Annotated in this window: 12 protein-coding genes; 7 read left to right on the top strand and 5 right to left on the bottom strand. The window is 58.0% G+C overall.

Annotation, left to right across the window (positions count from 1 at the left end):
- Nucleotides 1–463: 463 nt before the first annotated feature.
- The 3 genes from AKN83_RS28380 to AKN83_RS40025 all read right to left on the bottom strand — a co-directional run bounded on the left by AKN83_RS28380 (nt 464) and on the right by AKN83_RS40025 (nt 1890).
- Nucleotides 464–997, bottom strand: a complete 534-nt coding sequence (locus tag AKN83_RS28380; RefSeq protein ID WP_244522137.1) for a DUF2285 domain-containing protein — start codon at nt 995–997, stop codon at nt 464–466.
- A gap of 58 nt (nt 998–1055) precedes the next feature.
- Nucleotides 1056–1310, bottom strand: a complete 255-nt coding sequence (locus AKN83_RS42140; protein ID WP_430641582.1) for a transcriptional regulator domain-containing protein — start codon at nt 1308–1310, stop codon at nt 1056–1058.
- A 433-nt stretch (nt 1311–1743) separates the two neighbouring features.
- Entirely contained in the window at nt 1744–1890 is a 147-nt protein-coding gene (locus AKN83_RS40025) for a hypothetical protein (protein WP_157113608.1), read from the bottom strand.
- 990 nt (nt 1891–2880) lie between these two features.
- Here AKN83_RS40025 and aepX point away from each other — a divergent pair.
- The 4 genes from aepX (at nt 2881) to AKN83_RS28400 (ending at nt 6726) form a co-directional block, all read left to right on the top strand.
- Nucleotides 2881–3747, top strand: coding sequence for a phosphoenolpyruvate mutase (aepX, locus tag AKN83_RS28385; RefSeq protein ID WP_050399884.1), 867 nt, complete (start codon nt 2881–2883; stop codon nt 3745–3747).
- A gap of 447 nt (nt 3748–4194) precedes the next feature.
- Complete coding sequence (locus AKN83_RS28390) at nt 4195–4986, top strand: phosphocholine cytidylyltransferase family protein (RefSeq protein ID WP_050399885.1); 792 nt, start codon at nt 4195–4197, stop codon at nt 4984–4986.
- Nucleotides 4987–4993: 7 nt separating this feature from the next.
- Entirely contained in the window at nt 4994–5602 is a 609-nt protein-coding gene (locus AKN83_RS28395; protein ID WP_050399886.1) for a CDP-alcohol phosphatidyltransferase family protein, read from the top strand.
- A gap of 206 nt (nt 5603–5808) precedes the next feature.
- Complete coding sequence (locus AKN83_RS28400; RefSeq protein WP_050399927.1) at nt 5809–6726, top strand: branched-chain amino acid transaminase; 918 nt, start codon at nt 5809–5811, stop codon at nt 6724–6726.
- 67 nt (nt 6727–6793) lie between these two features.
- Here AKN83_RS28400 and AKN83_RS28405 read toward each other — a convergent pair whose 3' ends face one another.
- Nucleotides 6794–7714, bottom strand: coding sequence for a branched-chain amino acid transaminase (locus AKN83_RS28405; RefSeq protein WP_050399887.1), 921 nt, complete (start codon nt 7712–7714; stop codon nt 6794–6796).
- Between the two features lie 409 nt (nt 7715–8123).
- On the opposite strand from AKN83_RS28405, the gene AKN83_RS28410 reads away from it, so the two are divergent.
- The 3 genes from AKN83_RS28410 to AKN83_RS28425 all read left to right on the top strand — a co-directional run bounded on the left by AKN83_RS28410 (nt 8124) and on the right by AKN83_RS28425 (nt 13792).
- The gene (locus tag AKN83_RS28410) at nt 8124–9248 is read left to right on the top strand and encodes an aminotransferase-like domain-containing protein (protein WP_050399888.1); all 1125 of its coding nucleotides are present in this window, start codon (nt 8124–8126) and stop codon (nt 9246–9248) included.
- A 77-nt stretch (nt 9249–9325) separates the two neighbouring features.
- The gene (phnF, locus tag AKN83_RS28415) at nt 9326–10069 is read left to right on the top strand and encodes a phosphonate metabolism transcriptional regulator PhnF (RefSeq protein WP_050399889.1); all 744 of its coding nucleotides are present in this window, start codon (nt 9326–9328) and stop codon (nt 10067–10069) included.
- An 870-nt stretch (nt 10070–10939) separates the two neighbouring features.
- Nucleotides 10940–13792: a TrlF family AAA-like ATPase gene (locus tag AKN83_RS28425; protein ID WP_083992289.1), complete on the top strand. Its 2853-nt coding sequence runs from the start codon at nt 10940–10942 to the stop codon at nt 13790–13792.
- A gap of 89 nt (nt 13793–13881) precedes the next feature.
- Here the strand turns inward: AKN83_RS28425 and AKN83_RS40030 are convergent, their stop codons facing one another.
- Nucleotides 13882–14739: a hypothetical protein gene (locus AKN83_RS40030; RefSeq protein WP_157113609.1), complete on the bottom strand. Its 858-nt coding sequence runs from the start codon at nt 14737–14739 to the stop codon at nt 13882–13884.
- Between the last annotated feature and the right edge of the window lie 97 nt (nt 14740–14836).

The raw sequence follows: 14836 nt of genomic DNA on the forward strand, positions 1-14836 counted from the left end.
CCGACATCCGGTTGGACGGGACCTGCACTGCCTGATTCATCCGCGTGCTGCGATATCTCGTCCAGTTGTAGGTCAAAGGCGGGCTGGCTTATGTTTCATCTTGCTGGGCAGCGCCTGATGTACTGCCGTTAGCCAACGTTGCCGTGTCGAGCGCATCATGAATTCGAACCATCTCAAAACTCCGTTTGACGATGTTTGCGATTGATTCAGTCGCAGATCAGCCCCGAGAGATATCCCCACGACGCCAGGGTGGCAGGTCCAGCTTTCGGGAAGCTGACCAGTCGCGAGCCAATCGCCGCAGCGGGGACGTAAGGGCCGTGCGCGGTGCGCATTGGATGAGGCTGTCTGCTGGCCCGCACAGGATCCGACGGTGATCCCAGATCGTTGTCTTCGCAGGAGGACACCGCGGCATCCTGCATGGCAAGTCGGGAGCCCGCCACATGGAGCGGCCCACGCAGCGAAGTCATGAAGTGTCGTCCCTGTCCTTGCGTTTGTAACGGAGCAAGTCACGATAACCACCTCGCATCATGTGCAGCCCCATCCGGACAAGGCGAATGGTCCGGCTGCGCAGGTCGTGTGTTTTCCAGCCTCGATCGGGTATGCGGGTCTTGCCGAATAGGCCTTCGGCGATGTTGCGGTAGCTGTTGCCTTCGAGCCACCCGTCGAGTGCACGCAGGGCGAAGATATGCCGGTTGCGGGTACCGATCGATTGGGCAAGAGGTGGCGGTCCAACAGGGCGCTGTTCGAGCGCCAGCCAAAATCGATATGCAGCCAGCGAACGAAGATCGAAGCTGCGGTCGAGCGGCAAGTCGATGCCAATCAGCGATCCGCGCTGCGGAAGTTCATTCAGCCGGAGCCGGTGTTTCGCTCCTCCGAGCGGCATAATGGCATGCCAGCCATCGGCGGCTTGCCGAACCTCGCTGTCAGCCAGTTCAGTGAAATCAAGCCTGTATCGATCGGACGCAGCCGGGCGCACCGCCGTGCGGATACTCAGCACGGTCGACAGCGCCTCAGGCGCCCAGAAAACAGCCTGTTCGTCGAACCGCTTTCTCGGATCAGCTGCGAAACGTCAGTCCCCACTTTCGCCGAAAGTGATCTGAGGATCCGGATCGTCCGCGTTTGATCAATGCGCTGAAGTCCTTTTGATACTCCCGATCGCGGCGCAGCCATTCCCAGGCTATGTCCGCGGCTTCTGCTTTCCTGACATCCTGATATGCGTTCTCTGATCTCCAGTCAGCACCTGACATCTCACCATTTTCCCCGCACGTGTTCTCAACGCACACGCGAGGAAACGGGATGGTTGTGGCCATTTGTGGTTGCACCTATGCCGTTGCTCAACACTTCATGCACTTACCCGATAAAACGATCAACTTTTTCGATGGAAAGCCTTCAATCCACATCCGATACCGCCGCTTTTCGTTTTCCGGGCATGGCCTTCGAAGCGTGTCCTGGCGGGCTGGCGTGGTCAACGGATTGAGGCGATGGAAGATGCCCATAGCGAAGCGATATCTCGGACGATAGCAATGACGGGCCCCGGTATGCGCAATTAGCGAGCCTCAATCGACCGACCGCGGCGCGCGACCAAGGTGCGCCCTCTCCTTTGCGGCCCCAAATTGAGCAAGCGTTCTAGAAAGTCGTCCGCGGCCGTCATCCGTGCCGTAGGGAGCGCACGACATACGGAGATCCAGTTGAGCAGCCTCAGCCAGGTAGGCTGGGAAACGGTCCGGCGCCTGTTCAGCCTGCTTACATGGCTTCGGCTGCACGTACGGTCACCGTGGCGATCGCACCGGTGGCGCGCTCGTTATACGATTGAGGCTCCCGGACCAAAAGATCCGGAGTGGCCTGCTCGCTGGCCAGGTTCCGTTTGAGTTTGTTCACGAGCGAGTCCATCGAGCGCATCCCAGGCGGCGACTACACCTGAAGCGCTAGCAAACGTCGGTTCATTGCTGGCCAGCGCCGGCCCAAGTCGAAGGAGCAATCGATCGCTCCGGCCCGGGCTTCTCGCCACGCTATCGCGGAAAGAACTCCTTTCGGTGCGTCCGCACCATCCCGCGCAGGACGCCGAGGCCGACGGCAAGCCCCTCTTATCCCTCGGCTCGAGAGCGACACGGTGTTGACCTTATCCCAGTCAACCGCAGCCGGTCCATCCAGGTGCATGCGCCGAACCTCGGCTTCGAGCCTTTGATATAGCTGTCTGTCGATATTATCGCCGGCAGGCAGAGGTCCGGGCACGGGCGCAGCGCCCAGGCTCGAACGCAGAGATATATAGCGGACCACGAAACAGCAATTTATCATGTTGACAAGACCCCGTGTGCCCCGGGATGCCTCGCGCCATCGAAATGGTCATTTCCCCTCCCGAAGCGGGAAATCCGTCGAGAGCCGCGATCCTGCAAGCCACCATTGCCGCTCCTTCAACGGATGTTGCTGCGGGCATGTGTCAATCAGGCTTATGCCAGTTCGGACAGCTTGATCATCAATGTCAGTTGCTCGAGTGGATGTGTCATTGATCCGACAATGTCCGAGCTCTGACGCACACAGCCGTTCTGGCATGTCGCCCGATCGAAAGTCTTGCCCCGTGCGGTCAAGTTGACCACTCCTGCGAAGCGCAGTGCAGAACCGCAGCGAGGCTACGCGATCAGCACAGTCTTGCCCTTCCGTCTTTGCGTACCGCTGATTGCTGCACATCGCGGCGGTACCGTACGAACTCGGGGTCCAGTCAACTACCTATGCTCGTCATTGCTCCAGATGACAGCCACATGTCACCTTTCGTTGATGAACGTCGGTCGGTCAAGCGCACAGGAACTCGGCATGCAAGCCCAATCGCCTTCTGAACCCGCCAACCGCCGCATCCATGTTGGCAATTCCTCACTTACCGAACGAATGCGTTCCCAGATCTGCTGCAGCAGCGAACTCTCGTTTCTGATGGAAGCGCATGATGGTATCTCCGCCGCGATCGCCGCGCGCGCAGGTTTCGAGGGCCTTTGGGCATCGGGCCTGTCGATTGCCTCCTCTCTAGGTTACCGGGACGCCAACGAAGCATCATGGAGTCAACTTGTCGATGCCGTCGAGCGGATTGTGGATACTAGCGGGCTTCCTGTATTGGTCGACGGGGACGGCGGCTTTGGCAACTTCAATAACGCTCGCCTATTGGCCCGCAAACTTCATCAATGCGGCGCTTCGGGCGTCGCGCTGGAAGACAGTTGTTTTCCGAAGACGAATTCATTTATTGGTGATCGGCATCCTCTCGCCGAAATCGACGAATTCTCGGGCCGCTTGCGCGCCGTAAAGGACACGGTCTCGGACGATCTCATCCTCGTGGCCCGCATCGAAGCATTAATTGCTGGGCAAGGAATGGACGAAGCGATTTCGCGCGCGCACGCTTACGCTGATGCGGGGGCCGATGCGATCCTCATTCATTCGCGAAAGACCGGAGCGGACGAGATCCTCGCATTCATACGCGCCTGGCAGAACAGACTGCCGGCGTTGATTGTTCCAACGAAATACTATCGAACCCCGGTGTCTGCCTATCGCAAAGCCCACATTTCTACGGTGATCTGGGCCAACCACTCCGTGCGAGCTGCAATAGCAGCAATGCGGCAGGTCTGCGATCGCATCTTCGCTGAGGAGAGCTCTGCGGGCATTGAGCCCAATATCGCAACGCTCGACGAGCTCTTCGAGCTGTTTAAGTACGACGAACTCGCCGAGGCGGAAGCGCGATATCTGCATTCTGGCGATATCCGGCAATAGCTTTCTTCGCGCATTGCACACACGCTCCTGAAGGACGGTCGCCATGCAACCATTTGCTGCGCTACAGCATTCCGTTTCACCGTCCGGTGATGTTCTCGTTCACAGTCCCGGTTTTGGCAATGCCATCAAGCGGCACGAAAATCTTTACCATGCGATGCCCAGCCCTAATCCCTTCACCTGGCGGAAAAACCTGTTGAGATCTACGAACGCGCTGAGCCGGCCGACACGGACGATATTTCGTCCCAGCTGAATGCGGGCGCCCTCCGGAATATCTCCTATGCGTTGCGCCGCAAGCAACTTCCTGCAGCATCTTCGATCGACCGAAAGCGCCTATGGCGCCGTGGGCCAGCGTCCATTGTTATCGCCGGCTCGAATGGCCAGACATAGCGTGTCGCTTTCGTGATGGCCTGAACAAAGACGAGATCCCCGGAAACTAAAGCTATTCAAATGGCTATCACTGCACCCAAGAACGCCGTCATCCTCGCCGCCGGCGTCGGCTCTCGCCTTCGACCGCTGACGGATCTACGGCCAAAGCCCCTGGTCGAGGTCAACGGCATGCCAATTCTCCACAATGCTCTGCGCAACCTGGAGGCAGTCGGCGTCGAAGAGGTGACGCTCGTGGTTGGTTACCGCAAGGACGCTATTCAATACGCGTGCGGTCGCCGCTTCGGTACGCTTGGGATCAATTATGTGGACTCGTCAGCCTTCGACCGCACCGGCAGCGCCTATTCGCTGTGGCTCGCGCGCGACGCGCTGCTTTCCGGAGACTGTTTTGTCCTCGAGGGCGACGTCTTTTTCGAGCAGAATGCGCTAAGTTATCTGCTGCTCAGCCAGGCGAACGACGTGGCAGCAATCGTTCCTTTCGATGAACTGATGGAAGGGTCGGCAGTTCTGTTGTCAGATAGCGGCCTCATCTCGGAGTTCCGAATGAAGCAAACCGGGGCGAACCTGGTCGCGAATGGGCCAAGGCTTTTCAAGACAATGAATCTGTTACGATTTTCGGCAGCAACTCTCAAGGAGAGAATCGTTCCAGCTCTGGACGAGATCATCGGCTCCGGCGTGACCCAGGCCTACACGGAGGAGCTTCTTTCTTATCTTGTCGAACTGCGTGGTCTGCACTTGGCAACGGCACGATGCGATCACCTCAAATGGTACGAAATCGACACGCCTGAAGATCTGCAGATCGCAGAGCGTATTTTTAGGGGAGCTGAGCACCAAGGCATGACCCGCAGAAAGTGAAAGTCAAATGCTTAGATATCTCTGGGATCCGGCGAACGCCATAACAACTGGCGGCCTTCTTCTTTCGTCCGCCAGTCTATTTCTTGCTCTTTCAGGTCGTCTTGAACTGTCGATAGCTGCGGCACTTTGGGCCGTCCTATGCGATCACCTCGACGGGATCGTGGCAGCTCGCACAAAGCATCGCCACCCGGATGTTGCAAAGATGGGAAAGAGCCTCGACGGATTTGCTGACATTATCTACGGCGCAGTTTTGCCTGCCGCGATGGTAATCCAACTCAGCCGCGCTTCCGTTCTCGCCCTGGTGACCGCAACCTCCTTACTCGCAGCAGGGGCAATTAGGCTTAGCTACTTTGCGAACTTCGGCAAATCAGCCGATGGGCGTTTCTTAGGGGTGCCGCTATCATACGATGTTCCGATAATGGCCGCCGCTTTTATCGTTCGGCCGCTTCTTCCGAGCGAACTATTCGTAACTCTCACGCTCAGCATTTTTCTCCTACTTGCGGGATTGCATGTCTCGTCGATTCGGGTGCCATCGCCAGCTCCGGCTATGTACGCCGCGATCACGATCTTCGCCATAGTCGCGTCGGCTATCCTCGCATTAAGGCCTCCCGACTAGGCCAGCTCGAGAAGAAGGATACACACCTACGTTTCACAGAACCAAGGGGAGCAAAACCAGGCGCATTGCGCCAGTCCGCACATCAAAAAAGGTAACAGGACGAAGCCGCTGACGCCTCGCCGCGCGATCGACAATGGCGAGGTGGTGGCCGACTTGCTGATCAGGCGACTTAAGTATCGACAGCTCTTTACTCGTCATAGGTGAAGATGAATTCGACCGCACAATTTGCATATCTTAATGGCCAAATCGTTCCTTGGAATGATGCCAAGGTGCACGTATTCGCACCTGTGACAAAGTATGGCATAGGTGTTTTCGAAGGAATCCGCGGCTATTGGAATAAAGATGCACGGCAAATGTATCTCTTCCGCCTCGCAGAACACCTTGATCGATTTGCGTTCTCGCGAAAGGCAATGCGGTTCGATCTGGGGCCATCCCGAGAAGAGTTGACCGAGGCGCTCGTTAGCTTATGTCGCGCAAACGCGTTTTGTACGACCGTGCATATCCGGATGATGGCTTTCATAGACGGGACCGGCGACATAGGAGCAACAGGTCCGGTAGGAATCGCGATCACTGCGCTGCCGCGGCAGTCCGCTCAGGGATCGATCCAAGGCGCCTCTGCTCAGATTAGTTCTTGGATGCGCATGCCAGACAACGTGATGCCCGCGCGCATCAAGGCTAACGCGAACTATCATAACGCTCGATTGGCAACCATGCAGGCCCAGCGGGATGGTTACGATGTCGCTTTCCTCCTTAACACGAGAGGAAAGCTAGCCGAGGCACCCGCGACGTGCGTGTTCATGGTTCGCGATGGTCAGTTGATTACGCCGAGCGGGACCAATGACATACTAGAATCGATTACACGCCAGACCGTGATCGAATTAGCCCGCAGCCATTTTGGGCTACTGACGGTTGAGCGCGATGTCGATCGAACCGAATTGATCCTCGCCGATGAAGTATTCCATTGCGGCACTGGTGCCGAAATTGCGCCGGTGACATCAATCGACCGTATCCCTGTTGGGAACGGTCAACCTGGAATCAAAACACAGCAATTAATGGAGGTTTATGGGGCGGTCGCCACGGGCAAGAATGGCGCATATGCCTTGTGGCGAACTCCAGTCTTTTGATGGCATGTGTTCAAACGCTTCTTTAGCGACCTGGAAAGATCTTCGCGGAGGCGCGGCAGATGCCATGCTAGATCTCGACGGGCGTGAGCCAATTCGGCCAAAGATTTGTGCGCCCATGGACAAGATCGAAGTAGGCCGCCTGCAATGCTCGTACGACCGGCCCGGGCTTCCCATCGCCCACTGGAAGCCGGTCGATGCCCAAAATCGGCGTCACCTCCGCTCCCGTCCCCACAAGGAACGCCTCGTCGGCCGCATACAGTTCTGAGCGGTTCACGACCCGCTGCTCTACCGGTAGGCCGAGGCGTTCGCGCGCGAGCTTGAGGATCGTATCGCGGGTGATACTTTCCAGCACGTCTTCGCAGAGCGGCGGCGTCACCACTACGCCATCGCGCACGATGAAAGGCGTTGACGTCGGGGCCTCAGCCAAATTGCCCTGCTCGTTTAGCAGCAGGGCCTGCTGGTAGCCGTCTGCAACGGCCTGCATGTGAGCCAATCGTGAGTTGTGGTAGTTGGCGTTAGCTTTGATGCGGGCCGGCATGGCCCGATCCGGAATCCGCACCCAAGAGCTCACTTGGGCCTGGACACCATCGAGCACTGCCTTGGGCACCGGCCGAGCCAGCGCTGTGATAGCGGTGCCGATCGGCCCGGTTACTGTCATGTCTCCCTGACCGTCCAGGTAACTCATGATCCGGAGGTGGGTGCTCTCTCGATACCCGCAGGCCATGAGCAGGTCTGCAGTCTGCTTTGTCAGTTCCGCGGCTGTGAAGGGAGTGTCGAAGCGTACAGCTTTGTGACTGTAGGCCAAGCGCCGCATGTGGTCTTCCATTCGGAATAGGAGGAGGCGGCCCTGCTGCTCGCTCCAGTAGGCTCGCACCCCCTCAAAGACTCCGAGGCCGTATTTCGCGGCCGGGCTGAAGATATGCATTGTGGCCTCCGGCCAGGAAACGATCCTTCCGTTCAGCGATGCGTATGGCGCAGGCAGGGTCATGTTTTCTCCTTAAGGAATGTTGATAGCTCCGCGGAGGAAGCCGGCCTCGATCCGCTTTGCCGGTTATTTGCCGCAGGCAGAAGAAACCCCAATGAGACAATCTCGCTTTTGAGCCGAGTTTCCCGCGCGCTGGAGCGCCGCTACGTCGATGGCACAGGCACGGAGCGGAGTATCGAAGCGAACTCGTGATGGCTTGGTACGATCACATCTGCAGCCCCGGCGGCGTTCACTCGCCTTTGGGTCATGACTTCCCAATTCCCGACCCCATTCGTCTTTGAGCTGCCCGTCACGCTCGGCGTTCCCCTGTCAACTCCCAGACCATAGGGGGCCTTTGCCAAAAGGTCTAGTGGTATAGATCATTACCAGCTAGGCTGAATGTCCGAATTTCCTTCAGACCCTTGGAGCCCGCATGACTGTCGTCGCCGATCTCAGCCGTAACCTTCCGCCACCTGTTCCAGAAACCAACCATGCGTTCCGAGCGGCGCTGAGCGACCTTCTCGTTGAGACGGACTTCACCGCCCTGACGCGCACCCATCGTTTCATGGGGACGGAAAGAGATCGCATCCAAGGCGGGCAATGGCTGGCACGTCGCCTAGGCAAGGCGCTGGCTCCGGAGCGTGTTGTGCTTACCAATGGCACGCTCAGTGCAATGAACATGATTTATCCCGCCATCATGCGCCCGGGCGAGACCCTCCTCACCGAGCCACTCACCTATCCCGCGGTCCCCGCCATCGCCCGGCAGTATGGATTTCGCACCGAATCCGTGGCCTGCGACGTGGACGGTATGGTACCCGCGGCACTTGACGAGGCCTGCCGCCGGTTCAAGCCCAAAGCCTTGTATTGCCTGGCCACGCTGCAGAATCCCACGACCGTCGTCATGCCGCTCTCCCGCCGGCAGGAGATCATTGAAGTTGCCCGGCGCCATAACCTTGCGATCGTGGAGGACGACATCTATAGCGCTTTGCCTGAAGACGCACCGCCACCGATTTCAGCGCTCGCGCCGGACATCAGCTGGTATATCCTGGGCCTCGGCAAGAGCTTCACCGTGGGGCTACGGTTCGCCTATGTGGCAGCCCCTTCGGGCGCCGAAGCCAAGCGAGCCTTTTGGCCTGGGGTACGCTCCACCTTCTGGATGGCGGCACCGATCACGGCTGCGGTGGTCTCACATTGGATGGAAAGCGGCATGGCTAGTCGGCTGTTCGAGGCAGTCCGCGCGGAGGCCGCCGGCCGCCACGCGATGGCCATTTCCGCACTTGCCGGCCTGGACTTCGCCTCTCCGCCTGGAGCGATCCATGGATGGTTGAAGCTGCCAAGTCGGCAGCGCGAGGCATTCCACGCTCAGCTGAAGGCCCGGGGCGTGCTCGCCGGCGACGCTGCCCCTTTTGTGACCGATGGTGGTCCGGTACCCGACGCTGCGCGGGTCTGCTTCGGGTCTCCGGAAACTCGTGATGAGCTTGCCGTCGGTCTCAAGGCAATCGCCGAGACTACAGTCGAGCTTGGTGCGCGCCCGAGCCTTACGGGCGAACGTAAATGATCTAGCGAATCACGCCAACGACTGTTGGCGTCGAGGTCCTGGCAAATTTGGCGCTATCTGGGAGACCACATCTGCACATGGTGAAACGGACGGTGGAAGGGATCAGCATGTGGCGGAGGATCGTGGATTCCTTAGTCGACGACATCAACCGCGGCGCCCTAGTGCCCGGAGGGCGGCTGCCTTCGGCGCCGGCGATCGCAACCAGATTCGGCGTCAATCGCCTGACCGTGCTACGCGCTCTGTCGCACCTCGAAAACGAGGGCATAGTCAGCATGGAGCAGGGCCGCGGGACATTCGTTTCCCGCGGCCCAATTAACTATCACTTCGAGAACAGGAAGTACTTCGAGGAAAACATCCTCGAGAACCGAAAGAAGCCCTCCCGCAGACTGATTTCGATCGAGCGAGCCGACGCCTCGCCCCCGGTTTGTGCCGCACTTGGGCTCCGCGATGGTGAACGTGTCGTCGTAGTGACCACATTGAGTGAGGCTGATGGCGTGCCGATCAGCTACGGACCAAGTTACTTCCCCGAAAGGTTGCTTCCCAACATAGCTAAAGCTTTCGAAAAGGCGGCGCGGCGCGCCGATGCCATTTTGTCCACCTCGGCAGTGCTGAGGAAGCTCGGAGTAGCGGACTATCATCGCAAATCTGTTCGTATGCGATCGCGGCCGCCAACAACCATCGAGATCGAGCGACTGAAGATCCCAACGACGGAGCATGTGCTGCAGACTGATGTCGTAAACATCGACGCGGAAGAGCGTCTAGTCTCTTTCGGTCAGACCGCCTATGCCGCCAGCCGGGTGGAGTTCGTTTTCGGTGGCTGACAGTTGCGCCACCAGAAGCCCTCTCGGTTGGATATCGTCGCGCACAAAGAGCTGGGGAAACGCGGGTTGATCAAGAGCTTCTCGGCAACATCCTCGCGTCCGCTCTTACAACGGACTCCAAGACAAATCGCTCGATCATCTCAGGAACTTCGCTTGGGGTCACACTGCAAACTCGCTCTACGATCAAGCTCGCCAAATCCGCTGAAGCAAGTCGGCCAACCGCAACGATAACGAGATCAGCAAGCAGATGCTGAGCGATGCTGGTTTCGAGCAATGGCTCGTCAGATGTGAAACGCTGAAACGCACGACGCCAGGCAAGCAGAATGGACCCAGCATCTAGAAGCGCGGCCTGCGGCTCAAGTACAGCATCAACATTGGCAGGTTTGCCGACCGCGGCGGCAAATAAAATGCTGCCGCTGCGACATCCCCCTATCGCGCTCGACAAACTGGACAATATCCCCAGCGAGCCCAACTCCATCCCATTGTAGAATGAGCGTTCCAATGGGCATGAAAGGGGCGACGCTGGATCGGAGCGCTATCTATCGCGGCGTTCGGATGTTGTGCTGCGCCTCTTTTCGCAAACGCTTGGTCCGCTTGCAGACGACCTCATCAAGGCTGCGCCAAAGTATCGCGCCATGATTTAGCGGCTTGATTCTTGGGCAGGCAGCCGGCCCTCCACCCCAAGGGCCCCACATCTCACCTTGTCAGAGCGCGGACTGGCATACTTGCTGTCGATTTAAAGTCGAGCGCACATTCAAATGTCGACCACTCAGTCCGATCCGTACAAAGGTCTGCCGTCATGAGGCTAGTCATCTACGTCGCGTCTAAGTACAACCTGGGGACGTATGCCGCGCAAGAGGGGATAAAAAAATGGCGCACGAGGTTGGACTTCATCCGGGTACGACGTGGCATAAGTGCGACTTTCAATGTCATACACCGCGCGACCTCAACTGGGTTGGCTCACCCAGCCTGCCTGGCGGGAATGAGGCTGGCGAGTTGGCCCGCCAGCAATGGGCTGATAGCTTCATCGACGCAGCCGAGGCTGCAAAATTACAGGCTATCGCCGTCTCGGATCACCATGACATTTGCCTGTCCGCTTATGTTCTGCAAGCGGCGGAGCGTCGCGGTTCGACCGTACGCGTGTTTCCCGCGGTCGAGATCACCTGCTCGGACAACGCGCAATGCATTGTGGTCTTCGATCCAGCGATGACCGTCGACACGCAGAAACTCGCACTCGCTGCGGCAGGAAATATCCTTGCCGCGCCGGCGGCGCAAGCCAAAACTTGCGCGATCGTTCCTGCTCGTGAAACTGTGTCCGGCTTCGTTCAAGCTGTCCAGGGCGAGCAGCATCTGCGCGACACAAGCGTGATCATACCGCACTTTAGCAAGGAGGACGACCACAAGACCCTGAATGAAACCGGCCATCACCCCAGATTTGCGAATTTGCCGATCGACGGCGTCTATATTGAGCGACCATATCATTCGCTGGATGCGACGACCTTGGAAAAGGTCCGCGGGAAAATCGCGGACTGGGGCAGTCGGCGCCGAGCGATTCTCGCGACTGGCGACAACCGTAACGCAGATTGGAGCCGATTGGGCGTCCACGACTGCTGGATCAAGCTTGGCGAGCACTCAATCGAAGCCTTTCGCCAAGCGTTGCTGGCCGACGAAGCGCGAATCGTGTTCGACGCGCCGACGTCTCCGACGGAATACCTGGTGGAGTTGCGCGTAAAGAGCAGCCTCACCGGACCTGCTCCTGTGAAAATATCGTTCAATGACGGCTTCAACGCATTCATAGGCGGGCGAGGATCGGGAAAGAGCGCTTTTCTAGAGTATCTTCGCTTCGGCCTTGGGCGGACCGACAAAGACTTCGACAACAAGATCGACCCTGAGTTTGACCGTGAAGCCAAGCTTATCAGCGAAACGTTAGCAGATGATGGTTATGTGGAGGTGGTGCTTGAACGCGAAGGCGTGAGGGAGACTTGGCGCCGCATCCTCGCGAACAGCGAGATGATTACCGTCAGCGCAGCCGGACGGACGATTGAGGTGACGACCAGGAGCGCTCGGGAGCGCTTTCGAGGACGGGCTTTCCGGCAGAAGGGCCTGTCGAGCACCATGAATAACCCGGCCACCGCATCTGAACAGATCACAGGCATTGCCGCGGCGGAAGAGGTCGACCGCGAGCGAGACGTCAAGAGAGCCATCGAGAACGCCCAACGCAGCGTCGGCACCGCGCTGATCAATTTGGCCGCGCTGTGGCAATCTCGCGTCGACCTGCGGCAAACAACCGAAAAGGTGGAAGATCTCGGACAGCGCATTACGGCGCTGACCAAACGGCTTGAGGAAGAAGGACTCTCCCCTGAGGCTCTTAAGACAATCGAGGATGGCCCAAAGTACGGTCGAGCGAATGATTACATTCGCACTGTCGGCGATCAGGCGAGAGACGCTAAGGTGGAACTGGAGCGACTGGAAAGCGCTACCCTGACGGTCGATTTATCGGCTTACGAGGGCGCGAGCGACTTTGATGAGGCAGCAAGCTTGCAGCGAGACCTGTCGGATGCCAAGGCCGCGATCAAGTCGTCGTTCGAAGCGGCGAAAACTGCTCTCGACGCTCTTTCAACAAAGCAAAGGGAAGCCGCGGACCGGTTTGAGGTTAAGCGTGCTGCCTTCGGCACAACTTACGCCGCGGCCGTTGAAGAGCAGGGTAAGCATAGCAATCTGATAGACGAAGTCGCTCGATTGAACGGCGAGCTGCAGACGGCCGAAGCCGCGCAGGCGCGTGCCCGACGTGCGGAGCTTGCTAAAGCGAATGCCGAGAAGGACTACAAGGATGCAATCACGCAATTGGATCGTCTCGTGAGCCAGCGGCGCGACGTCCTAAAATCCGCCGCCGACGCCGTCGCCGGCAAGTCAAGCAACATGCTCAAGGCGCGGGCTCGCCGAGATCGACTGCCGGCGCAGTACTTGGCAGCGCTGCAGAAGCTGTTTGAGGCGTCCCATACCCAGTCAGTTGAAGAGAGTTGCACGGAGTGGGTCAGTGCGACACTTGCGACCGACGAGATCGAAGGCTGGGCCAAGCTACGCCAGAAGTTTGTCGGGCTTTATGAAGCGAAGATCATGGCCGGGTCACCACCTGATGCGAGTGACGGTATTCTCAGCTCGCTCCAAGCGATCCTGTTCAATGGCGCAAGACCGTTGACAGAGCGGCAGCGCAAGAGGATTTATCTGAACCTCACGGACACAACGATTGCGGGCATCGTGGCAGCGGTTCCGGCGGATTCGATCATCATGTCCTATGTTGACGACGGCAAGGCAATCGATTTCAAAATGGCATCGCCTGGTCAGCAGGCGTCCGCGTTGCTCGAACTTCTGCTGAAACAGTCGGCTGGAACGCTGATCATCGACCAGCCGGAAGACGACCTGGATAACCGAGTGATCATGCGTATCGTGGAGCTTTTGAGAACCTCGAAGTCCACCCGGCAGCTCATTTTTACGACTCACAATGCCAACATCGTCGTCAATGGTGATGCTGATAAGATCATCGCACTGAAGTCTCCTGAGCCATCGTCAAATCCAAACAATAACTCACCTCGCGTTCAGCTTGACTGCGACGGAGCCATCGAGACGCCTGCTGTGAGCGCCACCATCACTTCGATCATGGAGGGAGGACGTGAAGCCTTTGATCTGCGCAGCCGCAAGTATCGGTTTGATTCGCAAGCATGACGTCGGTTTCTCCTTCCGCAAGTTCAAGCCCCATTTACGCGATGCCGATAGCTGCAGGTTAGGCGCTCTTCATTGGCTTCTTGGCAAACTTATTTCCTCGTCACAAAGATAAGCTGAGCTCCAATCGACCAAGTCTCTGCTCCCACCACGAGCGCGATGGCCTCCGCGCGGCTACGGCCACTTTCCAGAAATCGGGATAGTCGACGCCGACGAAGAGTAGCTCCTCGGCCGTCGTCTGATGGAATCTGATAAGCGGCGCGATCTGGATCTTGGTGAGGCCCTTCGGCCGCCCGGCGGATTTCCGCGCGATTTTCAAAGCCAGTAAGAACTTCTTCCAGAACCTCACCAAGAGATACCTTCCGGTGTTCAAGGTCAAAGCTAACCTTTTCAGCAATGTCCGCTTCGCGCGCAGTCGGAAGCCGCAGAGGACTCGAACAAAGGTATGCACGTTGATCGTCGTAGACGACCTTATGTTCTCCATCCGGAACGCTGTTGTTGTCCAATACTGAGCGAATTGCCTTTGGCGTAACAATGAGCGACCGCCGCAAGATCTTTTTCTGCTCATAGTGACCCAGATAGACCTCCCAGTCGTGAAACATGGGAGCAACATAAAATACGCGCGCACCGTCGTGCTCAGCCTTTAGCAGTAACTCGAACTGACCGTCAGGCTCTGCTGTATCGACCTGATATCTCCAGAACTGCTGAGAAAGCTGAGGTCGCGGCGAGGGCCTAAAACGCCGCATGGCTTGGCCCAACTTGAACTGGATCATCAACGGTATTCCCCGGACATTGAACGCAACATCAAAGCCGACGGCAGCTTCTTGGATCAAGCTGAGTAAGAAAGGTACCGCTGACAGACCCGCCGATTTCAGCCGGCGTTCGACTTCGCGCGTTACACCATACCCGTAGGAAAATTCAGATGGACGCTCGTGCAATTCGATTGGCATACCTTAGACCGGCGTGCTTAGAGCCCGACATCGCCGGTCACGTTAGCCCGCCCTCCCCGTTTAGATCCATTTGTACATCGCATCGTACCTACGTATC

This window comes from Bradyrhizobium embrapense (assembly GCF_001189235.2).
Taxonomy (GTDB): domain Bacteria; phylum Pseudomonadota; class Alphaproteobacteria; order Rhizobiales; family Xanthobacteraceae; genus Bradyrhizobium; species Bradyrhizobium embrapense.

Bases quoted from the DNA above. Each gene is read 5' to 3' on its own strand.
- AKN83_RS42140 (WP_430641582.1), bottom strand. From the start codon at position 1,310: ATGGCCACAACCATCCCGTTTCCTCGCGTGTGCGTTGAGAACACGTGC.
- AKN83_RS40025 (WP_157113608.1), bottom strand. From the start codon at position 1,890: ATGGACTCGCTCGTGAACAAACTCAAACGGAACCTGGCCAGCGAGCAG.
- aepX (WP_050399884.1), top strand. From the start codon at position 2,881: ATGCGTTCCCAGATCTGCTGCAGCAGCGAACTCTCGTTTCTGATGGAA.
- AKN83_RS28390 (WP_050399885.1), top strand. From the start codon at position 4,195: ATGGCTATCACTGCACCCAAGAACGCCGTCATCCTCGCCGCCGGCGTC.
- AKN83_RS28395 (WP_050399886.1), top strand. From the start codon at position 4,994: ATGCTTAGATATCTCTGGGATCCGGCGAACGCCATAACAACTGGCGGC.
- AKN83_RS28400 (WP_050399927.1), top strand. From the start codon at position 5,809: ATGAATTCGACCGCACAATTTGCATATCTTAATGGCCAAATCGTTCCT.
- AKN83_RS28405 (WP_050399887.1), bottom strand. From the start codon at position 7,714: ATGACCCTGCCTGCGCCATACGCATCGCTGAACGGAAGGATCGTTTCC.
- AKN83_RS28410 (WP_050399888.1), top strand. From the start codon at position 8,124: ATGACTGTCGTCGCCGATCTCAGCCGTAACCTTCCGCCACCTGTTCCA.
- phnF (WP_050399889.1), top strand. From the start codon at position 9,326: ATGGTGAAACGGACGGTGGAAGGGATCAGCATGTGGCGGAGGATCGTG.
- AKN83_RS28425 (WP_083992289.1), top strand. From the start codon at position 10,940: ATGGCGCACGAGGTTGGACTTCATCCGGGTACGACGTGGCATAAGTGC.
- AKN83_RS40030 (WP_157113609.1), bottom strand. From the start codon at position 14,739: ATGCCAATCGAATTGCACGAGCGTCCATCTGAATTTTCCTACGGGTAT.